This is a genomic window from Sutcliffiella horikoshii (assembly GCF_008180725.1).
GTDB lineage: Bacteria > Bacillota > Bacilli > Bacillales > Bacillaceae_I > Sutcliffiella_A > Sutcliffiella_A horikoshii_B.
The window spans coordinates 555145-578424 of sequence record NZ_VTEV01000002.1; the positions used below are offsets into that span (position 1 = coordinate 555145).

The 23280-nt window shown below is 42.2% G+C and carries 23 protein-coding genes and 1 pseudogene; 22 read left to right on the forward strand and 2 right to left on the reverse strand.

Going from position 1 to position 23280, the window contains the following annotated elements; all coding sequences use genetic code 11:
• The first annotated feature begins 13 nt into the window (after positions 1–13).
• The 14 genes and pseudogenes from FZC76_RS06515 to FZC76_RS06580 form a co-directional block, all read left to right on the forward strand.
• Positions 14–733, forward strand: coding sequence for a response regulator (locus FZC76_RS06515; RefSeq protein ID WP_148987437.1), 720 nt, complete (start codon positions 14–16; stop codon positions 731–733).
• Between the two features lie 342 nt (positions 734–1075).
• Positions 1076–1918 (forward strand): DegV family protein, encoded by an 843-nt coding sequence (locus FZC76_RS06520; protein WP_148987438.1) that lies wholly within the window; start codon positions 1076–1078, stop codon positions 1916–1918.
• 612 nt (positions 1919–2530) lie between these two features.
• Positions 2531–4024, forward strand: a complete 1494-nt coding sequence (locus FZC76_RS06525) for a DEAD/DEAH box helicase (protein ID WP_148987439.1) — start codon at positions 2531–2533, stop codon at positions 4022–4024.
• Positions 4021–4734, forward strand: a complete 714-nt coding sequence (locus FZC76_RS06530) for a ComF family protein (RefSeq protein WP_148987440.1) — start codon at positions 4021–4023, stop codon at positions 4732–4734. Before FZC76_RS06525 ends, FZC76_RS06530 begins: the two co-directional genes overlap by 4 nt.
• Positions 4735–4795: 61 nt before the next feature.
• Entirely contained in the window at positions 4796–5209 is a 414-nt protein-coding gene (locus FZC76_RS06535) for a TIGR03826 family flagellar region protein (RefSeq protein WP_148987441.1), read from the forward strand.
• 65 nt (positions 5210–5274) lie between these two features.
• Positions 5275–5538: a flagellar biosynthesis anti-sigma factor FlgM gene (flgM, locus tag FZC76_RS06540; RefSeq protein WP_148987442.1), complete on the forward strand. Its 264-nt coding sequence runs from the start codon at positions 5275–5277 to the stop codon at positions 5536–5538.
• A 22-nt stretch (positions 5539–5560) separates the two neighbouring features.
• Positions 5561–6025 carry a flagellar protein FlgN gene (locus tag FZC76_RS06545; RefSeq protein ID WP_148987443.1) on the forward strand — a complete coding sequence of 155 codons (465 nt, stop codon included), beginning with the start codon at positions 5561–5563 and terminating at the stop codon, positions 6023–6025.
• Positions 6026–6036: 11 nt separating this feature from the next.
• Positions 6037–7899 (forward strand): flagellar hook-associated protein FlgK, encoded by a 1863-nt coding sequence (gene flgK / locus FZC76_RS06550; RefSeq protein WP_148987444.1) that lies wholly within the window; start codon positions 6037–6039, stop codon positions 7897–7899.
• Between the two features lie 9 nt (positions 7900–7908).
• A complete protein-coding gene (gene flgL, locus FZC76_RS06555) occupies positions 7909–8787 on the forward strand; it encodes a flagellar hook-associated protein FlgL (RefSeq protein ID WP_148987445.1) in 879 nt (292 codons plus the stop codon).
• 267 nt (positions 8788–9054) lie between these two features.
• Positions 9055–9648: a DUF6470 family protein gene (locus FZC76_RS06560; RefSeq protein WP_148987516.1), complete on the forward strand. Its 594-nt coding sequence runs from the start codon at positions 9055–9057 to the stop codon at positions 9646–9648.
• A 12-nt stretch (positions 9649–9660) separates the two neighbouring features.
• Entirely contained in the window at positions 9661–10098 is a 438-nt protein-coding gene (gene fliW, locus FZC76_RS06565) for a flagellar assembly protein FliW (protein WP_148987446.1), read from the forward strand.
• Between the two features lie 15 nt (positions 10099–10113).
• Complete coding sequence (gene csrA, locus FZC76_RS06570; RefSeq protein ID WP_148987447.1) at positions 10114–10341, forward strand: carbon storage regulator CsrA; 228 nt, start codon at positions 10114–10116, stop codon at positions 10339–10341.
• 171 nt (positions 10342–10512) lie between these two features.
• Positions 10513–11544, forward strand: a complete 1032-nt coding sequence (locus FZC76_RS06575; RefSeq protein WP_148987448.1) for a flagellin N-terminal helical domain-containing protein — start codon at positions 10513–10515, stop codon at positions 11542–11544.
• A gap of 341 nt (positions 11545–11885) precedes the next feature.
• Positions 11886–11999 (forward strand): annotated as a pseudogene (locus tag FZC76_RS06580) (flagellin); the annotation flags it as partial.
• A 117-nt stretch (positions 12000–12116) separates the two neighbouring features.
• Here FZC76_RS06580 and FZC76_RS06585 read toward each other — a convergent pair.
• A complete protein-coding gene (locus FZC76_RS06585) occupies positions 12117–13106 on the reverse strand; it encodes an endonuclease (protein WP_187441975.1) in 990 nt (329 codons plus the stop codon).
• A 155-nt stretch (positions 13107–13261) separates the two neighbouring features.
• Between FZC76_RS06585 and flaG the strand changes: the two genes are divergently transcribed.
• The 7 genes from flaG (at position 13262) to FZC76_RS06620 (ending at position 18666) form a co-directional block, all read left to right on the forward strand.
• Positions 13262–13609, forward strand: a complete 348-nt coding sequence (gene flaG, locus FZC76_RS06590; protein ID WP_148987450.1) for a flagellar protein FlaG — start codon at positions 13262–13264, stop codon at positions 13607–13609.
• Positions 13610–13621: 12 nt separating this feature from the next.
• Positions 13622–15388 (forward strand): flagellar filament capping protein FliD, encoded by a 1767-nt coding sequence (gene fliD, locus FZC76_RS06595; protein ID WP_148987451.1) that lies wholly within the window; start codon positions 13622–13624, stop codon positions 15386–15388.
• Between the two features lie 19 nt (positions 15389–15407).
• Positions 15408–15809, forward strand: coding sequence for a flagellar export chaperone FliS (fliS, locus tag FZC76_RS06600; protein WP_148987452.1), 402 nt, complete (start codon positions 15408–15410; stop codon positions 15807–15809).
• On the forward strand, positions 15809–16162 hold the full coding sequence (locus FZC76_RS06605; protein ID WP_148987453.1) for a hypothetical protein: 354 nt from the start codon (positions 15809–15811) through the stop codon (positions 16160–16162). Before fliS ends, FZC76_RS06605 begins: the two co-directional genes overlap by 1 nt.
• 9 nt (positions 16163–16171) lie before the next feature.
• Positions 16172–16558, forward strand: a complete 387-nt coding sequence (locus FZC76_RS06610) for a hypothetical protein (RefSeq protein ID WP_148987454.1) — start codon at positions 16172–16174, stop codon at positions 16556–16558.
• Positions 16559–17035: 477 nt separating this feature from the next.
• Positions 17036–17596 carry a ribosome hibernation-promoting factor, HPF/YfiA family gene (gene hpf / locus FZC76_RS06615; RefSeq protein WP_148987455.1) on the forward strand — a complete coding sequence of 187 codons (561 nt, stop codon included), beginning with the start codon at positions 17036–17038 and terminating at the stop codon, positions 17594–17596.
• 176 nt (positions 17597–17772) lie between these two features.
• A complete protein-coding gene (locus FZC76_RS06620; protein WP_148987456.1) occupies positions 17773–18666 on the forward strand; it encodes a DUF6843 domain-containing protein in 894 nt (297 codons plus the stop codon).
• 46 nt (positions 18667–18712) lie between these two features.
• On the opposite strand, the gene FZC76_RS06625 is transcribed toward FZC76_RS06620, so the two are convergent.
• Entirely contained in the window at positions 18713–20185 is a 1473-nt protein-coding gene (locus FZC76_RS06625) for a cell wall-binding repeat-containing protein (RefSeq protein ID WP_148987457.1), read from the reverse strand.
• Positions 20186–20431: 246 nt separating this feature from the next.
• Between FZC76_RS06625 and secA the strand changes: the two genes are divergently transcribed.
• Positions 20432–22942 (forward strand): preprotein translocase subunit SecA, encoded by a 2511-nt coding sequence (gene secA, locus FZC76_RS06630; protein ID WP_148987458.1) that lies wholly within the window; start codon positions 20432–20434, stop codon positions 22940–22942.
• The last annotated feature ends 338 nt before the right edge of the window (positions 22943–23280 follow it).

Genomic DNA, 23280 nt, shown 5'->3' on the forward strand with positions numbered 1-23280 from the left:
GAGGATGAGAAGAATGGATACGACAAAAATCGTGATTATTGATGATCATCAGCTTTTCCGTGAAGGAGTTAAACGTATTCTTGATTTTGAAACGAACTTTCACGTGGTGGCAGAAGGTGACGATGGGGAAGAAGCGCTTGACCTAATGGAAAAGCATGATCCAGACGTCATCATCATGGACATCAACATGCCAAAAGTAAATGGTGTGGAGGCTACAAGACGTTTAGTGGAAGCTAACTCAGAAGCGAAGGTCATCGTATTATCCATTCATGATGATGAAAATTACGTTACACATGCACTGCAAACAGGTGCTCGTGGTTATCTTTTAAAAGAAATGGATGCCGATGCATTGGTGGATGCAGTCAAGGTGGTTGCGGATGGCGGATCTTATCTTCATCCAAAAGTTACGCACAACCTTGTAAGGGAATATCGCCGTTTAACGGAAAATGGTGTGGGAAGCGGTTCGCGCGGACGCGGTGGAGGCGGCTCTACAGCTACAACTTATCAGCAAGTCGAAATTCGCCGCCCACTTCACTTGTTAACACGACGCGAGTGCGAAGTGCTTCAACTGTTGGCTGACGGAAAGAGCAACAAGGCAATCGGGGAAGCGTTGTTCATCAGTGAAAAGACAGTTAAAAACCATGTTAGTAACATCCTTCAAAAAATGAATGTAAATGACCGAACACAAGCTGTTGTTGTTGCAATCAAGAATGGCTGGGTAGAGGTTAGGTAGCCTTGGGGATTTTGGTCTCCAGGGTTTTTTTGTGGGATTGGAGGGGCGGTCTTGTGGTGGCAGGGGCGCTCTTGGGGTGGGCGAAATTTGTTTGGTTGTGTCGAATTATGCGCAATGGCTAATAAAATAAAAGTTTGGACAATAAATTTGAAAGTTGGACAATAAAACAATAGTTTGGACAATAAAATATAAATCTGGACAATAAAATGAAAACTCGTCCCATAAAATCGACGCAAAACTTACTCTCCCAATAAAAAACAAACTTTTGATGAAACTTATTACCGTTTCATGTACAATCTATAATAGATAACAGAAATACTCAGTATAAGGAAGGTCTACGATATGAAAACGGCGATTGTTACAGACAGTACTGCCTACATCCCAGCAGAATTACGCGCAAAGCATGATATACATATGATCCCGCTAAATGTTATTTTCGGAAATGAATCGTACCAAGAAGAAGTGGACATTAAAGTAGAGCAGTTTTACGAAGAAGTCAAAAACAGTAGAGAGCTGCCATCCACCTCCCAGCCGGCCATTGGCGAATTTGTTTCCCTATTTGAGAAACTTGCAAAGGACTATGACGCAGTTGTCAGTATTCACCTATCAAGCGGCATTAGCGGCACTTACCAGGGTGCTGTGGCAGCAGGTGACATGGTGGATGGAATTGATGTTTATGCATTCGATTCTGAAATCAGCTGCATGATTCAAGGTTTCTACGCATTAGAAGCAGCGGAAATGGCCGCAGAAGGAAAGTCGCCTGAACAAATTATGGACCGAATGAACGTCATGAAAGAATCTGACCGTGCTTACTTCATGGTAGATGACCTATCTCACTTGCAACGCGGTGGCCGTTTGAGCAGCGCCCAAGCAATTGTTGGAAGCCTATTGCAGGTTAAGCCAGTGTTGCATTTTGTTGATACGAAAATTGTCCCTTTCGAAAAGATTCGTACACGCAAAAAAGCGGTCAAGCGAATTCATGATTTGTTTGATGAGGATGCTACTTTGGGAGTGCCAATGCGAGCATGTGTGATCCATGCAAACCGTGAGGAAGAAGCAGAAGAGATAAAAAAGGATCTTGAAGAGAAGTATCCACATGTTGAGTTTTTCTTGAGCTACTTTGGCCCGGTAATCGGAACGCATTTAGGCGAAGGTGCTTTGGGGCTTGGTTGGTATAAGCGGTAACTTTTTAGGATTTTGATTGCACAGCATCATCGAGAGATTGGGAAGACATCAGGAGCAGTGGGTTGCTTGGGGTGTCTTTTTTGTGTTTTGTTGTGTTTGTTGCTGTAGGTGAAGCTATGGTCGAATAGACCGCTCCTATTAGACAAATCTAGGCTAACGAACCGTGCAACGGTCGAATAGACCGCTCCTATTAGACAAATCTAGGCTAACGGACGGGGCAACGGTCGAATAGACCGCTCCTATTAGACAAATCTAGGCTAACGGACGGGGCAACAGTCGAATAGACCGCTTCTATTAGACAAATCTAGGCTAACGGACCAGGGAACGGTCGAAAAGACCGCTCCTATTAGACAAATCTAGGCTAACGAACCGTGCAACGGTCGAAAAGACCGCTTCTATTAGACAAATCTAGGCTAACGGACGGGGCAACGGTCGAAAAGACCGCTCCTATTAGACAAATCTAGGCTAACGGACCGGCAAATGGTCGAATAGATCTCCTCTATTAGATAACTCTAGGCTTCGGTAATCTTTCTAACAAAAATATCAACAACAAAACAGGCAGAGAGAACATCCTGTCTGTTACCAAATTTTCATCACCCAAGGAGGAAACCAATGCTTTTCACCAAAACAACAAATAACCTATTAACAATTACCATCCAAAAATCCGAACACACTAAAACAATCTCCTCATTCCCCTCCATCCCTCAACCACCCATCCAGGAAACCTTCCCCTTCGACCCCAACCTCCAACACTTCCTATCGGGCAAGCGGCTTCTATCAGACGAACTCCCATTTAACCAGGCCACACTCCAAACCCATTACCAAAATGGATACCTAAAACTCGATTATGGAGTCCACTCCACCAAATCAGGAACCAAATGCAATCGATGCGGGAATATGGATCAAAGCATGTTTGCTTCGTTCCACTGTGCCCGCTGTCACCAACCTTGTACCTATTGCAGGCATTGCATCATGATGGGGCGGGTGAGTGAGTGCACTCCGCTCATCTCGTGGAGTAGACCGCAGCCTCGAACGATTGCCAAATCCATAACTCCTTCGTGGAACGGTACCCTCTCCAAAGGTCAGGAAGTCGCCTCTAATAAAGTCGTCAAAGCAATCCAAAACAATACATCCCTACTCGTTTGGGCAGTCTGCGGTGCTGGAAAAACAGAGGTTCTTTTTAAAGGAATTGAAACCGCACTAAATAAAGGTGGCCGGGTTTGTGTTGCCACTCCGAGAACGGATGTCGTGTTAGAGCTATCCCCGAGGTTAAAGCAAGCTTTTCCTGACATTGAAGTCGCCACACTTTATGGTGGCAGTGAGGACCGAGCGAAAAACGCGCCGCTTACCATCGCCACTACCCATCAGTTGCTTCGCTATTATCGTGCATTTGATACTCTCATGATTGATGAGGTTGATGCCTTTCCTTACTCTATAGATAAAACGCTTGAGTATGCCGCGACCCAGGCACGAACCGAAAATGGTTGCTTCATTTACTTAAGTGCCACTCCATCGAAAAAAATGCAGAGAGAAGTCCGTGCTAAAAAACTAGAATCTGTGGTGATTCCTGCTAGATATCACAAACATCCCCTACCAGTTCCAACCTTGGAATGGTGTGGGAAATGGGAGAAGAGGATCAAGAAAGAAACCCTTCCAACGAACGTCCTTAATTGGGTGAGAAAGCATATGGAGAATGGAAGCCCCATATTTTTGTTCGTTCCCAATATCACTATCTTAGAAAAAGTTACCGACAACTTTGCAAAGGAGTACGGTGACCTAGTGGTAGGTGTGCATGCAAAAGACAAGAATCGCAAAGAGAAAGTGTCGCGCTTCCGGGAAGGGAACATTAAAATGCTAGTAACCACAACAATATTGGAGAGGGGGGTCACGGTAGCGGACGTTCAAGTTGGAGTGCTTGGAGCGGAGGACGCTGTTTTTTCGGAAAGTGCTCTTGTACAAATTGCCGGAAGGGTAGGCCGCAGCAGTCAATATCCAAGTGGAGATGTGCGTTTTTTTCACTATGGAAAGACAAATGAGATGGTTGCTGCGATTGACCAGATTAGAAGGATAAACTACCAAGCGAGGAAGGGGGGATTTTTCCAATGAATCATTGTTTGATTTGCCAAGAGGTTGTGACTTCTTCATTTGGCTGGAGCGCGTTCTTAGGTCTGCAAAAACATGCCCCTGTTTGTGGGGACTGCGAACATGCCTTCCAAACAATCACAGGAGAGCTTTGCAGAATTTGCGGTCGGGAGTGGAGAATGGTGGCAGACGAAAATAGGTATGGCGATCTCTGTTCTGACTGTTTTAGATGGGAGGGCGATCCGGCTACAGCTGGTCTGCTAAAAAAAAACCGATCCGTCTACCATTACAATGAAAATATGAAGGATATATTATCAAGATATAAATTCAGAGGGGATGCCGCACTTTCACAAGTTTTCCAAGAAGCATTCACAAAGAAATTTAAAGAGGCATGCCCAAAAGAGAAGCCCATTGTTGTTCCTATCCCACTAAGTCCAGAACGAATATATGAACGCGGCTTTAATCAGTCACTTTTACTGGCAGAGCTTTTGCCGGGCAAACCAGAAGAGTTACTCTCTAAAACTAGCTCAGAAAAGCAATCAAAAAAAGCGCGATGGGAGAGGCTAGATCGGGAAAATACGTTCTTCGTCCCAGACTCTGAACTAGTAAAGGGTAAAAACATCCTCCTCATTGACGACATTTACACGACAGGGACAACCGTGCGCATGGCGGCGAAGGTTCTTAAAAACGCCGGTGCTTATGATATTTCCTCCTACACACTTGTTCGCAGTTAACATTTTCCCGACTCATACGATATAAAGAATAAGAATTCATTGCTCGAAAGGGAGTTGCTTTATGTCTCAACTAGATAATTGCCCAAGCTGTGGTCAGATTTATGTGAAAAATGCGTTTCGGGAAGTCTGTGAAACGTGCTATAAAGAAGAGGAAGCGAAATATCAGACTGTTTATAAATACATCCGCCACCGAGAAAACCGGACAGCATCAATGGACCAAGTGGTGGAAGATACCGGAGTCGAGGAATACCTGATTATCAAGTTCATTAGAAAAGGTCGTATTCAACTGGTTCATTTTCCGAATTTAGGCTATCCGTGTGACAGATGTGGTAGGATTATTAGGGAGGACAAGCTCTGTCAAGGCTGTAAAAAAGATATATACGGGCAGCTTTCCCAATTGGAGCGCGAAGAAGAACGAAAACGTGCCATTCGTGAAGAAGGAAAAACATACCACGTTATTAATAAGAAGTTTTAATAAACATTCTGGCCTTTGTGCCGATAAAAAAGATAGACAAACTGTTCGGAAGGAAGGGATATTAAATGAAGATTAATAATTTAGGACCTTCAGGGATTAATCCATATAAAAATCAAATGAAACAGCAACAAGCTGCTAAAACGAACCAAACAAAAAGCGATCAAGTAGAAATATCAAGTAAAGCAAAAGAGCTGCAAGAACGTTCCCAGTTCGCTGAAGCTCGTCAGGAAAAAGTTGCAAAACTGAAAATTTCTGTGGAGAATGGCACCTATCAAATCGACTCAAAATCCGTCGCCAATAAGATGATCGATTACTATTCCAATAAATAGAGCCACAAAATAAGGAGAAATTATGTCTATTCCAACCATCATAACCATTCTTGAAAAAATGTTAACTTTGCATGCCTATCTCTATGAACTTACGGTGCGGAAAGAAGAGATTGTAAAGGCCAATAAGGTAGAAGAACTACAACGGATTACAAGAGAAGAAAAGCAATATACGAGAGCGATTATGCAGCTAGAGAAGCAACGAGCGGAACTGTCAAAGGGAAAAACGGTGACGGAGCTTGCAGAAATGAGCACTCCGACGGAAAAACATACCCTTCTTGATTTAAAAGCTAGGCTCACTGAAACGATTGGCAACATTCAAAAGCAAAACGAGCTCAATCAACTCTTGCTCGAGCAATCCTTGCAATTTGTCACGATGACCTTGAATACCTTAAATCCGCAGCCGAATGCGGTAAACTACGAGAAACCTGCGAATACGAAGAAAAGTGTCAGTGCCCCAGCGCGCTCGCTGTTCGATTCAAGAGCTTAGGAGGAACATCCATGCGTTCAACATTTCATAGTCTCGAGGTTGCGAGACGTGGGCTGGTTACCCAGCAAACTGCCCTTCAGACGGTTGGTCATAACATTGCCAATGCCAATACTCCAGGTTACACAAGACAAAGGGTGAACTTTGTCCAGACAGAGCCATATCCAGCTCCATCGTTAAATCGTCCGCAAATTCCAGGACAGATTGGGACAGGGGTAGAAGCAGGCAGCATCCAGCGTGTGCGGGAGAGTTTCCTGGATATCCAGTATCGCGGGGAAAACAATAAGCTAGGTTATTGGGAAGCGCGGGCTGATTCTTTGCAAAAGATGGAAGAGATTATGAATGAGCCGTCAGAAACCGGTCTTTCAACTACTTTGGACCGCTTTTGGCAGGCCTTTCAAGACTTGGCCGTTAATCCGACTAATGCAGGTGCGCGTTCTGTAGTGAGGCAACGCGGGTTGGCGGTTGCGGAGACGTTTCGCTTTCTGTCAGACTCTCTATCATCCGTACAAGGTGATATCAAAAACGAAATGGATGTCACCATAAAGCAAGTGAACGCCATAAGCCAGCAAATCAACAACGTGAACAAACAGATTGGTGAACTTGAGCCCCATGGCTATCTTGCAAACGATCTGTATGATGAAAGGGACCGTTTGGTGGACGAGCTTTCCCAGCTTGTTAATATCAAAACATCAAAAGTGGGTACAGGCGGCAGTCCAAGTGCCCTTGCGGAAGGAAAGCTAACGATTGATTTAGTTGATGACTCCGGTCGCACAATCGGTAATCTTGTCGATGCTACAAGTCTGAGAGTGAACAGTCTTTCTCTTGAGTTCCGTGCTGATACCGGGTTGGTGGATGGCTACAGTCTTGGAGATACAAGCTTCGGGATTGGAAGTATGCAGGCTTCAGGAAAGTTGCGTGGATTGATTGATTCTTACGGGTTCATGGAAGGCAATGCAGAAAAGGGGCTTTACCCTGATATGCTAAACCATCTTGATACGGTGGCCTATGAATTTGCCCAAGAGATCAACAGGGTCCATGAATCAGGTTGGAGCATCTCGAGCATGGAAACAGGAGAGCATACAGCGTACAAATTCTTTGAGTTTAAAAATACAGACATTACTGCTGATAATAAAAAGAACGCCGCAAAACTTTTCACTGTTTCAGCGGATATCGTTCAATCTCTAGATAATATTGCTGCTTCTGGTTATAACAAGGGAATCATTACGACTGGAGAATTTCATGGTTATAACGGTGTGGAGAATATCTCTGTTACCGTGCAGTCAACTGTAGATGCGGCTGGTGTTCAGCAGTTTACCTATACTGTATATGATGCAGCACAATCGCCGAAACAAGAGCTGAAGACATCCGGGAATTTTGCTAGTTTGGAAGAGCTTGGGGAAGGCTTATCGGAAGAGTTTGTGGATGCAAGTGGAAACCCTTCCGTTAATTTTGATTTAGATAAAGTTCGTTTGGAAGATGTATCAAAAGGTAACTTTATTGCAGTAGACATCCCAAAAATCGGACAGGTCGGTGGCCGCGTTGGGGACGGTAGCAATGCGGTAGCGTTGGCGGAGGTAAAAGCACGTTCCCTTCAGCTAAATGGTGTTTCTACTACTTTCCAAAACTATTACGAGAGCGTAATCGGTGGATTAGCAGTAGATGCGCAGGAAGCAAACCGACTTTCCTATAACAGTGAAACTTTGAGACTATCAGTTGATCAGCGCCGTCAATCGGTAAGTGGTGTGTCGCTTGATGAAGAAATGACGAGTATGATTCAGTATCAACATGCGTACAATGCTTCAGCTCGAATGATTACGTTAACGGACGAACTTTTAGATAAAATAATAAACGGCATGGGAATAGGCGGAAGGTAGGTTAGATAGATGCGAGTTACACAGAGCATGTTGACGCAGAACTCATTGCGTCAATTAAGTACTAGCTATAGCAAAATGGGCAAGTTGATGGAGCAGCTCTCTACAGGTAAAAAAATCTCCAAGCCATCCGATGACCCTGTCGTGGCGATGAAAGGGATGTATTATCGTACAAACCTGACGGAGCTTGAACAGTACAAGAGAAACCTGAGTGAATCTTATTCATGGATGGAGAACTCGGAAGCGGCATTGGATCATGTGCAAAGCTTGATGCACCGTGCGCGTGAATTGGTGGTGCAGGGTTCGAATGATACATATTCCCCTGAAGACCGCCAGGCAATGGCAAAAGAGATCGAGCAGCTTAAGCACGATTTTGTACAGGTTGCGAACACACAGGTTGCAGGAAAATACATTTTCAATGGTACGGCTATTGATAAGCCACGAATAACAGATGCGAATGATCCTTCGTCTGTAAGTACTGAAAACTCTCCATTTGAGATAGAGGTATCCCGTGGTATCAAGCTTCAGTCCAACATCAACTCAGAAAATGTGTTTAATCAGGATATGATGGAAGTTTGGAATGGTCTTCAGTCGGCGCTTGAAACGAGCGATACGGATGCGTTGAAAGATTTGATGGGCCGTTTTGATAAGGCGGCTGATACGATTTCAGCAGAGCGTTCGGAACTTGGTGCCCGCTATAACCGTTTGGAGATGGTGGACAATCGGATTGGGTATCAGGAAGTGGTGGCTACACGGATTTTATCAGACAATGAAGATGCGGATATTGAGAAGGTTATTACAGATTTGACATCACAGGAGAGTGTGCATCGTGCTTCCCTTGGTGTGGGAGCGCGTGTGATTCAGCCGTCGTTGTTGGATTTTTTAAGGTAGGATGAGGAACTGTCTTGGGGGGAGCTGTTTAGGGGCAGTTGTTTCTGGGACAGTTTCTTTTGTATTTGGTGGTCCGCCGCTGTTGATTTCCGCGCCAGGCTTCGCTTTCCGCGTGGCGTGCTTGGGCCTCCTCACAACGCTTCAGGGGTCTCTACCTACCGCTACCTACCGCTACCTCCCGCCGGAGTCTGCGCCTTTCGCTCCCAACCACCAGCTATGTTATCTTTCCAAATACAAATAAAATGCTTAAAAGAAATGGGTGATTACATGCTTTTTCCTCAAATTCGGTTACAGTCTACTTTTGCTCAGACGGAGCTTCAGATTCAGAAGCCGGTACAGCAGATTGAGCAACCAAGAGCAGAGTTGAGTATCGAGCAACCGAAAGCGGAGTTGACGATGAAGCGTACGCCTGGGAAGTTGACCATTGATCAGACGCAGGCGAGAGAAGATATGGATTTGAAGAGTGTGGGCAGGCGGATTGAGGAAGCGGCACAGCTTGGTCGTCAGGATTGGTTGGCGGGTCTGGCTCGGGTGGCGCAAGACGGCAATGAAATGATGCGAATTGAGGATGGCGGTGGGGCAATTGCTCGTCAGGCGAAGCGAAACAGTGAAGGTCCACCAAAAGAGTTCAATATTGGCTGGATTCCTTCACACTTTAGTGTAAAGATTGATTATGAGCCTGGTAGCGTGGACATTCAAGTTCAGGAACGCAAGCCGGTTATCGACGCTAAGGTAAACAAGCCGGTCCATGAGTACACGCCGGGTTCCGCACAGGTTAGCTTAGCCAACCATCCATCGTTGCAAATAGACTTTGAGAACCTGCGTCATGTCGGCACAGGCGGCTATGAACAAAAAATATAAGGTTGTGAAAAGATGAAAATAGAAACGAAGTATCATGGTTTAGTAGAGGTGCAACAAGAAGAAGTGGTAAGGTTCCCTAAGGGCCTACCGGGTTTTTTAGAGGAAAAGGAGTTTACGGTTATTCCGTTTTCGGAGGACGGAATGTTTTATATTTTACAATCGGTCCAGACTCCTGAGCTCGGATTTGTCATGACCAATCCATTCACATTCTACCCTGATTATGATTTTAACTTGGAGAACCAATCAGTAGAAGCTCTCGAACTGGATTCTGCTGAAGATGTATCTGTCTATTCAGTTTTGACAATGGCAGACCCGTTCCATCTTACAACTGCCAACTTGCAGGCTCCTGTTGTTGTGAACGTGAAAAAGAAGCTAGGAAAGCAAGTGATTCTAACAGGAAGCTCATATCAAACGAAGCACAAACTATTTCCGGAAACTATTGCAAAATAGAGAGGAGGAGACCGCATGCTAGTACTAACCCGTAAAAAAGATGAAGCTATAAAGATTGGCGATGACATCGAGATTACCGTTCTCAGTATTAATGGTGACCAAGTAAAGCTCGGCATTCAAGCACCCAAGCATATTGAGATACATAGAAAAGAAATCTACCTTTCCATCCAAGAGGAAAACAACGCAGCATCCCACTCCTCTCTTGATCTACTGCAAGCTTTAAGCAGCCAACTAAAAAAATAATACAAACTGTAAAAAATTCTCTCTCACCCTATTAACAGTTGTCGAGACAGGTCGATATAAAACATGTAAGCAAATAGAATCAAAAGGCGGCCGACTTTTGACCTATCTGCAAATCTACCACCGATTACACAAGGACGTGAAATCGGCGACAACTCAAGGAGGAAAAATGTAATGAGAATTAATCACAATATTGCTGCGTTGAACACGCACCGTCAGTTAAACAGTGCTACTGCAGGTCAAATGAAGTCTATGGAGAAATTATCTTCTGGTTTACGTATTAACCGTGCTGGGGATGACGCAGCTGGTCTTGCAATCTCAGAAAAAATGCGTGCTCAGGTTCGTGGTTTGGATCAAGCTTCTCGAAATGCACAAGACGGTATTTCATTAATTCAAACTGCTGAAGGTGCACTAAACGAGACACATGACATCCTTCAACGCATGCGTGAATTGTCAGTTCAATCAGCTAACGAAACTAACACAGCTGATGACAGAGGTGCATTAGACAAAGAATTCCAACAATTGAAAAATGAAGTTACACGAATTGCAGACCAAACGCAATTTAATACTAAAACATTATTAAAAGGCGGTTTTGGTGCTACTTCAACTGCGGGTGCTGAAATTGTTGCAGCATCAGGTGTGACGGACTACAATGTTGGTGGATCAGGTGTAGGAGATATCGTTTTAACCTCAGCAGCAGGTACAAACTCTGGAGTTATGCTAACTGCAACGTTTACAGATGCAGCTGGTAATTCAACAACTCAAGTTTTAGATGATGTAGCAGTACCTACAGGTACAGATTCTAATACAATCAGCTTCGATAAGCTTGGATTCTCTTTTACAGCAAACAACGCCTTAGCTTCTGGTAGTTTTGGTGGAGGTGCTGATAGTACAATTACAGTAAGTGCTACTGCAGCAAAATTCCAAATAGGTGCAAACAAAGATCAAACGATTGACTTATCTATAAACAATATGGATGCTAATGCATTAGGGGTTTCCGGAAATGATATTCTTTCAAAAGATAAAGCTCAAGCTTCAGTTGAAGCTTTGGATAATGCAATAAAGTCTGTTTCTACTGAAAGAGCAAATTTAGGTTCTGTGCAAAATAGACTTGAGCACACTATCAACAACCTTAACACATCTTCTGAAAACTTAACTGCTGCAGAATCACGTGTACGTGACGTTGATTATGTTTTAGCTGCCTAAGCAGCAACAAGCACAGTCGTCCTAACTGGTAACGGTTAGCGATTATTATCGGGTGAATTGCTGGGAACCCATGAGAGCTTTTCTTGCCACAACGTAGTCGGAAACGGCAGACGTGAGGGTCAAAAAAAGAAAAGATTTGGCAATCAGCAGCCAAGCTCCTGTTTCGAAAGGATGGAGAAGGTTCAACGACTAGGATAAACCATCTAAGGCGTAAGCTAAGGTGATGAAATCCATAGGTGAAACAGTGGCCATCAGCACTGTGAATCCGAAGTGCCCGACCCCTACAAATATATGAGGGTGAAGATATAGTCTAGTCATTTATGAAAGTAAATGTTCGCACGATGGCGAAAGAAATGATGGATCAAACAAAGAATTCTATTCTTGCTCAAGCTGCTCAAGCTATGCTAGCTCAAGCTAACCAGCAACCTCAGGGAGTTTTACAACTTCTTCGTTAATAATATCTTTAAGAGAGACTCTAGTTTTACTAGGGTCTCTTTTATCATAAGGAGAAGGGTTCCTTAGGATGGCAACTTTAATTCGGCAAGCCAACTTACCTATGAGATAACCAATAGTTACCAATTTTGCGAATTTTGTCTATTAAATGGACTCTTTTGCTCGTATAAATAACAAAGCCACACAATTTGACTATTGGTTATACCAAGCAATTTCCGAATAAAGTGCATCTTATTAAGTGATGCCTGGTTAATTCGGATTTGATATCCTTTAGTGTTATTTTTTCTAGTTGCTAAGACTCTTTGAAAGTCGACTGATTTATAAAATTTAACTAGGTTGTCCCTTGAAGTTAATTCTTTTTGGATATGTGGTAGGGATTCTAGTAATGAATTTATATATTTCGTAGGATGCTTTATATCAATAGAACTAGGAAGATAAACAGTTGTGCGTTTATGTAGTGGTTGAGGTGGAATAGGAAGTTGTATTGCTAATGTTTTTCGACTCATGCTTTGATGGATATAGGGTTCAACTAGAAATAAGAAATAGTTTATTGGAGGCTTGTTATAGAGGACTAAACGATTTTGGCCATCCAATAAAAAATGAAGTTGGAATTTATTGCTCAAAAGTTGTATTAATTTTAAATTCTCATCTTTAGAAAAAGAATCAGTAGATATAACAATTTTCTCATATGTACTTAGCTTCCGTTTAAGGTGGCCATCGTCCTGGTACCACCAGGCAAGGGCTTCTGTGTTTATAGTTTTTTCTAGTAATTCAAAAGGAATAGTTTTTTTGTTATTAGGGTACCAAATCTCTTTCAATAAATCATTTGCTGGGCATGTTTTCGATTGTATGTAGTATTTTTTTGTAAATCCCTGACCCACACGATCATCTGTAATTTTTGAATACTTAGGCGGAGGAAGTGGCAGGAAGGTTTTAACCCTATCGTAACAGTGAAATGCCCACTGTTTGTCATGGATGGAATGTGAGAAGTAGAACCGAGGCCTTTTACCTTTTTGGAGATTTAAATTTGCATCACCAAGTAGTTTACCTGTTAAAAGTGAGACGATTTCTTTTGGTAGTATTGATAGTAAGTTATTTATTAAATTCAACTTTATCCCCCTTACAAATTTTTAAATCCTCTTTTTCTATATACCCTCAAAAATTATAAAACTAACTCATTTATATATTTTAACCGATTCACTTTATAACTCTTCTTACCTACCGATATTACTACTAGAGAACACATTTCACGGAGGGGACCCGTATGCACATTTCGCCAATTGGAGGCGGCAGCTTAGATTCCACAACTAGAACGCAAGCTCAAGGAACAGTTTCAACTAAAGTAGATGTATCAATTATGGAAACGAAGCAGACTCATCCGGAACAGAGCAGAAAACAGATGGAACAAATCGTCGACGGCATGAACGATTTTATGAAGCCGATGAATGTGTCTGTGCGGTTTGAGCTGCATGATGAGTTGAATGAGTATTATGTGACGGTGGTGGATGTTGCCACTGATGAGGTGATACGGGAGATTCCTTCCAAGAAGTTTTTAGATATGTATGCGGCGATGACCGAGTATATGGGGTTGTTTGTTGATAAAAAGATTTAGGTGGTGAAGGATATGCGCTTAACTGGATTTCAGAGTGGGTTGGACATTAATCAGATGGTCAGTGATTTGATGAAGGCCCAGCGTATGCCAATGAATAAACTGACACAGCAGAAGCAGTTGCTGGAATGGAAACGGGACGATTATCGGGAGACGAATAGATTATTGAATGATTTTCGTAATCTTTCTTTTGATATGACCTTGCAGAGAACTTACTCACAGAAGACCGTAACTTCTACAAATGATAAAGTTTCAGCTACCGCAAGTTCGTCTGCTTCCAATGTTTCGTATACACTTTCCGATGTGCAGATTGCAAAAGTTGCTACCAATTCCTCCACTTCATCCGCCATGAAGGATAGTAACACTAAATTAGATGTAACTACTAGTATCTGGGAGCAACGAGATAAGTTTGGTAGCTTTCAGACGAAAACAGTAACAGACGCTGCTGTAGCTAATGGGGAATCTACATTTACTTTAGGTGGGAAAGTGGATGGTAGCAGTTTAGATACTATTACTGTGAGAATGGCAGACGGATCTACGCTAGTTGATTACGAGATCATTACCAGCTCAGTAGGTGACATTGTTGGAAACCAAGTTTACCTAAATGAAGAGACAGGGGAATTCACTTTTGCATCTGCTTTTACGGAGGATGTAACAGTAGATCCAATAAATGTTGCTGCATTTGACTTTGAGTTTAAGATCACAACATATAACCAAGCGGGAGAAGCGGTACCACAAGTATTCTCTTTTAATGGCGATCAGACCATGAGTGATATTGTAAATGAAATCAACAATTCTGACCTTGGCTTAACTGCTTTTTATGATGAATTTAAAGGTGGATTGGTGGTTGCAAAAAGAGAAGCTGGTTCCTTTAACCCCTCGGCTACTGGGAAGGAAATTGAATTTGAAGGTGATTTTTTAACTGGTGTCATGAATCTAGACCAATCGACAGAAACTGGTGGGACACCTGCTACCGTAACTATCAATGGAGTTGTTACGGAAAGGAATTCCAACACCTTTACGATTAATGGCGTCACTTTCACCTTAAAAGAAGATATGCCTGGTCAATCTGCTGTCATCAACGTAGCAAATGATACGGACCAAACGTTTGATGCAGTAAAAAATTACATTACAAAATATAATGAATTGATTGAAAAAATTAATGAAAAAACTGGCGAGCCTGTTTATCGTGAGTATAAGCCGCTGTCAGATGAAGAAAAAGAAGCGTTGTCAGAAAAACAGATTGAACAGTGGGAAGAGAAAGCTAGAAGCGGTCTGTTAAGAAATGATTCCATATTAACTTCTGGTCTAGGTAAAATGAGATCTGCTTTGTATGAGTCCGTGTCAGGTTTAACGGGGCAATATGATCAGCTAGCACAACTCGGAATCACAACTAGCTCTAATTACCGTGATAAAGGAAAGCTTATTATCGATGAGGATAAACTGAAGGCTGCCATTGCTAATGACCCTAATTCTGTCATGCAAATGTTTACCTCAAATGGTGAAAACGGATCTGACCTGGGAATAGCTCGGAAGCTACGTGACGCTGCCGAATCCACTATAAAAGGTATCGAAGTCAGAGCGGGCAACGCAACCCGTACTGCCCAGCAATTCACCATCGGTCGTGAACTATTAAACGTTGACCAGCGTATCTCTGCATTTGAACGAAGAATGCAAACAGTGGAAGATCGCTACTGGCGTCAATTCACCGCAATGGAAAAAGCAATCGGACAATCAAACCAACAATCCACGCAATTAATGAGTCAATTTTTCAGTGGCTGATAACAAGGAGTGAACAACCATGGCAATGAAGAATCCCTACCAAGCCTACCAGCAAAATTCCGTCAACACTGCTACGCCTGGTGAGTTGACGTTGATGCTTTACAACGGAGCTATCAAGTTTATGAAGCTTGCTAAAAAGGGAATGGAAGACAAGGATATTGAAATGAAAAACACGAACCTGATCAAGGCACAGAAAATTGTTCAGGAATTGATGGTGACATTGGATACAAGCCATGATGTGGGAAAATCGATGATGACGATGTACGATTATATGAACCGTCGTCTGATTGATGCGAATCTGAAGAATGATTCTTCAATTGTGGACGAAGTGGAAGGTCATATGATGGAGTTCCGTGATGCTTGGAAACAGGTTATTCAATCAAGTCGCCAGCAAGCATTTGCTCAAGGTGGACAGGCGTAATGAACGTCGTTGAAAACCTGGATAAAGTCACTACTCACCTTTTGACGTTACTAGATGGACCTTTACCAGCCGAAGAGAGCCGGGACGCATTTTTGGAAGAGATAGATAAAGTATTGCAGATCAGAGATTCTTTGCTTCAACGGCTTGCTCCACCTTTTTCAGAAGCAGAAATGGCACTCGGTCAAAAGGTGGCCGTTGCCAGTCAACAGGTAACCCCGAAGCTGGAAATGTTTCATAAACAGTTAAAGCAAGAGTGGGCCCAAATCCAGCAGTCCAAAAAGACTGCCAAGGCATATGGGCAAGCATACAACTCTCCGACAGCAGACGGAATGTATTATGACAAAAGAAACTAGGTGTACAGGATGGCGGATTTGACTGAAGGTGAATTTTACTTATTAAAGAAATATAATGCTCTGCTAGAGACGGTAGAAGAAGCTTTCGACTATTTGAGCGACGATAACCGTAATGCCTCTACACCTGTAACGCGCCAAATGGTGCTGGACAGTTACGAGGCAATCGGTAAAATTGCAGAAGCGCACGTGAATCTCGTCCTTCTTTTTGAAAAAAACGAAGAAGCCCTTCAGATTATTGCCCAATTTGGCGACCTGGTAGATGAACTAGAACAAATCGGCCATTTCGAACAAAATAACGCTCCTGAAAAAGAAGCATTACAAACCTATATCAAACCAGCATACGAAACCTGGAAAAACCAAATCCAACACCATATCCTCCCCTACATCGCCCACTAACCTTCCAAGAAAATTTATTTTGGAGGGTTTTTATTATTTCATTTAGTGAAAGGGATTAATAAGTACATGCAAATCCCCCTGTTTCCTGCAGTGCAGGGTGTTCGACTCCAGCGGGGGAGAAAAGGTTGGTTGAGACCCCGCAACGAAGTGAGGAGGCTCAAGCACCTTCCCGCGGAAAGCGAACACCCGGAACGAAAGGAAACAGAAGTTAAAGAGAATTCTTCAAATTTTCATGAAAGTTTTTTTATCCCCCCGCATATACTTGTTTCACCCCACTAGAACAAGCCAAACTCACCACTTCACAAATTCTTAACAAATCTTTTACGTTTAGGCAGGAATTCTGTTGGGTATTGTAGAAATATGTTTACATAAGCTTCACGCAAGCTTAACCTTTCTTTCATCTTAAGAAAGGAAATGTAGGCAGATTGTTTGGACGCATGATAAATCCAAACAGGAACAAAAGGAGGAGTTCGATTTATGAAGTACAACGTACGCGGTGAAAACATTGAGGTAACTCCAGCAATCCGAGATTATGTAGAAAATAAGATCGGAAAGATTGAACGCTATTTTGATTCCACAGACAATGCAGAATGCAAAGTGAATCTGAAAGTCTACAACAACCAACAAAAAATTGAAGTGACCATTCCTATGACAGGCCTAGTGTTACGTGCAGAAGAAAGTCACGATGATCTCTATGCAGCGATAGACCTTGTCGTAGATAAACTAGAGCGACAAATTAGAAAACATAAGACAAAGGTCAACCGTAAACTACGTGATACTGGTTCACCTAAATACTTATTTAACGAAGTGATTGATAACGGCGCACCAGCTAATGTGGCAGTGCAGGATGAAGAAGATGAAGCGGACTTGGTTCGTACAAAGCGTTATAACTTAAAGCCGATGGACAGCGAAGAAGCAATCTTGCAGATGAACCTACTCGGCCATAACTTCTTCGTATTTTTAAACGCTGCGACAAATGAAACGAATGTCGTGTATAAGCGTAACGATGGGAAATATGGATTGATTGAGTCCTATTAATAAGTAAATACATTAAATGAAAGGGGTCCTATGTGGGCCTCTTTTTTTGTCGTAATTTCTCGGGAAATGATGCAGGTATTTGTCGGAAATTAACTCTTTCTCATTTCCCATTATGATAAACTATCTATAGATAGCAATGGAGGATATTGGTTCTCTTGGGAATGGGGAGAGAAAGAATGTTATTGAGGAAATTAGTGTCAGGATTGTTTTCAAGTATTATCTTATCGTTAGGGTTATTGCTCATGAGCTCTTGGAATTCAGAGGAACCAGGGTTAATTATAACTGTTCTGTTTTTCTCCTTATTTGGAAACTACATTTATGGTGTGCCAGTTTCCTTTCTATCTGAATTTCTTACTAAAAGTCTAACCAAGAGCAGAGTTTATGTTGCAGGGTTTATTTACATGTTTTTTGCTTATTTAACAATGTACATGATAGAAGGTTTTGCATTTTTTTCGATCATTTGTGCTGTTTTATTCTATTTGATTGATGAGGGAATCAAGGTTGTCAAGGATACACCAACTGACAAAAGTAAAAAGCTTCAATTCTTAAAATTACTGGTTGTCATTCCGTTTACTGCATTGGCGATTTGGGGCGTGAATGTTCAAACAAGTACTACAACAAGTACTACAACAAGTAATGACGAGGAGACAAATACCATTTATTTAATTCCTGAAGGGTATGAGGGATCGTTGGTTGTCTTATATAATGTGCAAAATGAAAAAAGTATTGCAAAGGAGGACGAGTTCTTCATGATTCCTCTAAGTGTGGAGAAACTTCCAACATTAAAAAGGACTGATATTGAGGAGTATGCCCTTTTCCAAACATCTAGTGAAAAGAGATACGGAATAGTAACCGATAAATATTTCTATGTAAATGAACAAGGAAACAGGTCGGAGATTGAAGCGTCCTGCATTCACCATGAACGTAGTCGAAGTTCGGATAATGGAACTGTATACGAGGTATTGCAAGTAACAAATTCGATTTGCGGTCAGGAATTCCAGTTGTCTGGAAAGGAACGGTTTGCCGCGCAGGCAAGAGAAGTATTAAAGTATTGGGGGCATCATTTTTAAGAATGAAAAAAGCACTGCGCATTTGCAGTGCTTTTTTCCATTAATATTAGTCACGTAATAACTGATCTACTACAAATTCAGGTACAGAGGCTTCTCCACCTAAAATAGTAAAATTGTTGATGTCGTACTTTTCTACAGCCATCATAGTTGCTTCAGGAGCTTCATCCGGATTAACCAACAATAATGGAGATCCAAAGTAGCCTGCTAATACAGAACCAGTTAATGCATCTGCAAAGCCTCTACCGTTTGCAACAAATACGTGCATAGGATCCATTTCTAATTCTTCTATAACATTTGCTGCTGTTTCATAACGGTTTGCACCGGAGATACGTGTGTGGTTAGGGAAATCTTTTTCTAGTGATTTACCAATTGCAGCGTATCCACCGATTACAAGTGTTTCAGAAGCCTTGCTTAATACTGATTTTGTAGATGCAGGGACTTTGTCCGGAGCAACCAATAGAATCGGAAGTTCATTCATCGCTGCATAAGGAGCAATGGATAAAGCATCTGGGAAGTTCTTCCCGTTTACCACTACTACTTCGTCATGTTGAGAGCCTAAACGGTCAGCAATCTTTTTAGCTGTTTCATAACGATCTGTTCCGCTGATTCTATCAATCTTGATATCTAGTGCTTTAAGTTGGTTTTCTACTTTTTCAGAAACTGCAGCTTTTCCGCCAAGAATTACTACTTTCTTTGCACCTAAACGAAGGATTTCTTCTTTTGTAGATGCATGTAATGTTTCAGGGCGAGTTAATAGGATAGGTGCATCCATTGCATAAGCTAACGGGCCGCCAGCAAGTGCATCAGGGAAGTTTAATCCGTTTGCAAGTACTACTGTATCTGCTTCATACCAGCCTGCCATAGAAATTTGAACAGCTGTTTCGAATCTAGATTGGCCAGACAAACGATCTGCGAATTTAGAACCGTCATGGATAATCATTAATTCTTCATTTTGCTCAAGTTGTTTGATCAGTTCTAATGATTTATCGTTTAATGGATTTTCTGTAATGTAAACGACACCTTCTGTTAGGTTTTTCAGTGGAGTGATATCCGTAATATTGTTTCCGGAAAGGTCCAACCATGCGGATGTCCAACCATTAAAGATAGAGATGTCAGAAATGTTATTATATCCAAGCGATAAGAAAGAGTCCTTTAAACCGCTAAGAGGTTTGATGTTAGAAATGTTATTATTGGAAAGCTCAAGGTATTCAATTTGAGTCAAGTTGGTTAATGGAGTTAAATCCGAGATATTGTTGCTATCCAATAATACTGTATTAAGGTTTGTACCGTAAGTCTCTAAACCTTGTAAACTAGTAATTCCATATTCAGAACCATATAAACCCATAAATTCATCGAAACTGTTCTCATCTAGCTCGTCCACTTCAAGACTGTCCATTACAGCTTGTTCAAGATTTGCATCTTTAAAGAAAGAGCCAGATGCATTTGCAACAGGAGTAGCAAGTGACGATAGCACAAAAATAAAGGCCAGGGCAACCACAAAAAATTTACTTTTCAACACGCTTTGTTCCTCCGATTTTGTCAAATATTTTTGTTGTGACAGAATGATTATAGGGCCATTTTACTGAAAATGGAATACCCGTTAGCGAAAAATATATTTGTTGTTTCGACAGAAATCTGCTTGACAAATTTCGAGAAACGTAAACCGTGGAAGCAAATCTGGTAATAAGTTGTACCCACCCCCAATAAGTGTTAAAATTTATATATTATTTAGGCTATAAGACTATAGTTACAGAGGAGCGTTTGTATGCTTGGTTTATTGAATAAAGTGTTTGATATGAATAAGCGTCAATTGAAGCGTCTGGAGAAGATGGCAGATCAGATAGATTCCCTAAGTGCCGATGTGGCGAGGCTTACGGATGATCAATTAAAAGAGAAGACGGCTGAATTCCAAAGTCGTTATCAAAAAGGTGAGAAGCTAGAGGACATGCTGGTAGAAGCATTTGCGGTTGTTCGTGAGGCTTCCAAACGCGTACTCGGACTTTATCCTTATAAAGTGCAGCTTATGGGTGGTGTTTCCTTACATGAAGGAAACATTTCCGAGATGAAAACAGGGGAAGGTAAAACGTTAACGGCAACTATGCCAGTTTACCTGAACGCTATTACAGGAAAAGGCGTGCACGTTGTTACAGTCAATGAATACTTGGCAAGCCGTGACGCGACGGAAATGGGGCAGCTGTATGAGTTCCTTGGCCTTACTGTCGGGTTGAACCTGAACGGACTGTCTCGTGATGAAAAGATTGAAGCTTATAAAGCGGATATCACATACGGTACAAACAATGAGTTCGGATTTGATTATCTTCGTGACAACATGGTGTTGTACAAAGAGCAAATGGTACAACGTCCGCTTCACTTTGCCGTAATTGATGAAGTTGACTCCATTTTAATTGATGAAGCGCGTACGCCATTGATTATTTCTGGTAGTGCCCAAAAGTCTGCAGCATTGTACATTCAAGCAAACGCGTTTGCTCGTACATTAGTGAAGGATGTCGATTACACATATGATGTGAAAACAAAGGGCGTGCAGTTAACAGAGGACGGTATTACGAAGGCGGAGAAAGCGTTCGGGATCGAAAATCTTTTCGACATCGCTAATGTTACCTTGAACCATCATATCAACCAAGCATTGAAGGCACATGTAACGATGCATCATGATGTGGATTATGTGGTGCAGGAAGGCGAAGTTGTCATCGTTGACCAATTTACAGGTCGTTTGATGAAAGGCCGCCGCTATTCCGATGGACTTCACCAAGCAATTGAGGCAAAAGAAGGCTTGGATATCCAAAACGAAAGCATGACACTTGCGACAGTTACATTCCAGAACTACTTCCGTATGTACGAAAAGCTTGCCGGGATGACTGGTACAGCGAAAACAGAGGAAGAGGAGTTCCGAAATATCTATAATATGAGCGTTATTGCGATTCCGACGAACAAGGACATTGTACGTGATGACCGTGCCGATCTTATTTTTAAAACGATTGAAGGCAAGTTCAATGCGGTGGCGGATGATATCGCTGAGCGTCATAAAAATGGACAGCCTGTGCTTGTTGGTACGGTTGCCATCGAAACGTCAGAAGTTATCTCTAAACTTTTAACGAAGCGCGGAATCAAGCATGATGTATTGAATGCAAAAAACCATGCGCGTGAAGCGGATATTATCCTTGGTGCTGGTCAAAAGGGTTCTGTAACGATCGCGACGAACATGGCAGGTCGTGGTACGGACATCAAGCTTGGTGAAGGTGTGACAGAGGTTGGCGGTCTTGCTGTCATCGGAACAGAGCGTCATGAATCTCGCCGTATTGATAACCAGCTTCGTGGACGTTCTGGACGTCAAGGAGACCCTGGTGTGACACAATTCTACCTTTCCATGGAAGATGAATTGATGCGCCGCTTTGGTTCTGACAACATGAAAACGATGATGGAGCGTTTGGGTATGGATGATACCCAACCGATCCAAAGTAAAATGGTTTCCCGTGCTGTGGAATCAGCGCAGAAACGTGTAGAGGGTAACAACTTTGATGCACGTAAGCAGCTTCTGCAATATGATGATGTTCTTCGTCAACAGCGTGAAGTTATTTACAAGCAGCGTTTTGAAGTGTTGGATTCTGAAAACTTACGAGAAGTGGTTGAAAGAATGCTTGTTTCTGCAATTGAGCGTCAAGTAGGACTCTATACTCCGAAAGAAGAAGTTCCAGAGGATTGGAACCTGCAGGGAATCGTTGACTATGTAGATGCAAACCTTTTAGAAGAAGGTGCAGTTACATTAAATGATCTACGCGGTAAAGAACCGGAGGAAATGTCCGAGCTAATCATCGAGAAAGTGAAAGCTCGCTATGATGAAAAAGAGCAGGAGCTTACTCCGGAACAAATGCGTGAGTTCGAGAAAGTTATCGTTCTTCGTGCCGTGGACAGCAAGTGGATGGATCACATTGATGCAATGGATCAGCTGCGTCAAGGTATTCACCTGCGTGCATACGGTCAGATTGATCCGCTTCGTGAGTATCAGTTCGAAGGATTTGCTATGTTTGAAAACATGATTGCTTCCATCGAAGAAGATGTAGCCAAGTATGTCATGAAGGCGCAAATCCGTAACAACCTGCAACGTGAAGAAGTGGCAAAAGGCCAAGCAGTTGTTCCAAAAGAGGGTAGCGGAGAGCCTCCAAAGAAAAAACCAGTAAAAAAAGTAATGGACGTTGGCCGTAATGATGCTTGCATCTGCGGAAGCGGAAAGAAATATAAAAACTGCTGCGGTAACTAATGGCAGTTTTGGGGAGAGTGGGGCTTATCTGGCCTCACTTTTTCCATGTTTAAAGAGCACCTGGATCTCTTGTGAAATAGCTTTTTTTAAACCAACGTTTGAATAAGTGAAAATGGAAATGCAGGCATCCCAATGGGTCCGGCTGTTCCGTTCGGAATTAACTTTTGAAATTGCTATTGTAAAATAGGTCGCTATTTGGAGGTTTTTTAGTGTTTTTATTACACTGAAATAGCTAATTTTAAACCAACGTTTGAATAACCGAAAATAGAAAATGAGGTTTCCCAATGGGTCTAGCGGTCGTGTTTCGGATTAACTTTTGAAAAAGCTATTTTGGTAAT

Bases quoted from the DNA above. Each gene is read 5' to 3' on its own strand.
- FZC76_RS06515 (WP_148987437.1), top strand. From the start codon at position 14: ATGGATACGACAAAAATCGTGATTATTGATGATCATCAGCTTTTCCGT.
- FZC76_RS06520 (WP_148987438.1), top strand. From the start codon at position 1,076: ATGAAAACGGCGATTGTTACAGACAGTACTGCCTACATCCCAGCAGAA.
- FZC76_RS06525 (WP_148987439.1), top strand. From the start codon at position 2,531: ATGCTTTTCACCAAAACAACAAATAACCTATTAACAATTACCATCCAA.
- FZC76_RS06530 (WP_148987440.1), top strand. From the start codon at position 4,021: ATGAATCATTGTTTGATTTGCCAAGAGGTTGTGACTTCTTCATTTGGC.
- FZC76_RS06535 (WP_148987441.1), top strand. From the start codon at position 4,796: ATGTCTCAACTAGATAATTGCCCAAGCTGTGGTCAGATTTATGTGAAA.
- flgM (WP_148987442.1), top strand. From the start codon at position 5,275: ATGAAGATTAATAATTTAGGACCTTCAGGGATTAATCCATATAAAAAT.
- FZC76_RS06545 (WP_148987443.1), top strand. From the start codon at position 5,561: ATGTCTATTCCAACCATCATAACCATTCTTGAAAAAATGTTAACTTTG.
- flgK (WP_148987444.1), top strand. From the start codon at position 6,037: ATGCGTTCAACATTTCATAGTCTCGAGGTTGCGAGACGTGGGCTGGTT.
- flgL (WP_148987445.1), top strand. From the start codon at position 7,909: ATGCGAGTTACACAGAGCATGTTGACGCAGAACTCATTGCGTCAATTA.
- FZC76_RS06560 (WP_148987516.1), top strand. From the start codon at position 9,055: ATGCTTTTTCCTCAAATTCGGTTACAGTCTACTTTTGCTCAGACGGAG.
- fliW (WP_148987446.1), top strand. From the start codon at position 9,661: ATGAAAATAGAAACGAAGTATCATGGTTTAGTAGAGGTGCAACAAGAA.
- csrA (WP_148987447.1), top strand. From the start codon at position 10,114: ATGCTAGTACTAACCCGTAAAAAAGATGAAGCTATAAAGATTGGCGAT.
- FZC76_RS06575 (WP_148987448.1), top strand. From the start codon at position 10,513: ATGAGAATTAATCACAATATTGCTGCGTTGAACACGCACCGTCAGTTA.
- flaG (WP_148987450.1), top strand. From the start codon at position 13,262: ATGCACATTTCGCCAATTGGAGGCGGCAGCTTAGATTCCACAACTAGA.
- fliD (WP_148987451.1), top strand. From the start codon at position 13,622: ATGCGCTTAACTGGATTTCAGAGTGGGTTGGACATTAATCAGATGGTC.
- fliS (WP_148987452.1), top strand. From the start codon at position 15,408: ATGGCAATGAAGAATCCCTACCAAGCCTACCAGCAAAATTCCGTCAAC.
- FZC76_RS06605 (WP_148987453.1), top strand. From the start codon at position 15,809: ATGAACGTCGTTGAAAACCTGGATAAAGTCACTACTCACCTTTTGACG.
- FZC76_RS06610 (WP_148987454.1), top strand. From the start codon at position 16,172: ATGGCGGATTTGACTGAAGGTGAATTTTACTTATTAAAGAAATATAAT.
- hpf (WP_148987455.1), top strand. From the start codon at position 17,036: ATGAAGTACAACGTACGCGGTGAAAACATTGAGGTAACTCCAGCAATC.
- FZC76_RS06620 (WP_148987456.1), top strand. From the start codon at position 17,773: ATGTTATTGAGGAAATTAGTGTCAGGATTGTTTTCAAGTATTATCTTA.
- secA (WP_148987458.1), top strand. From the start codon at position 20,432: ATGCTTGGTTTATTGAATAAAGTGTTTGATATGAATAAGCGTCAATTG.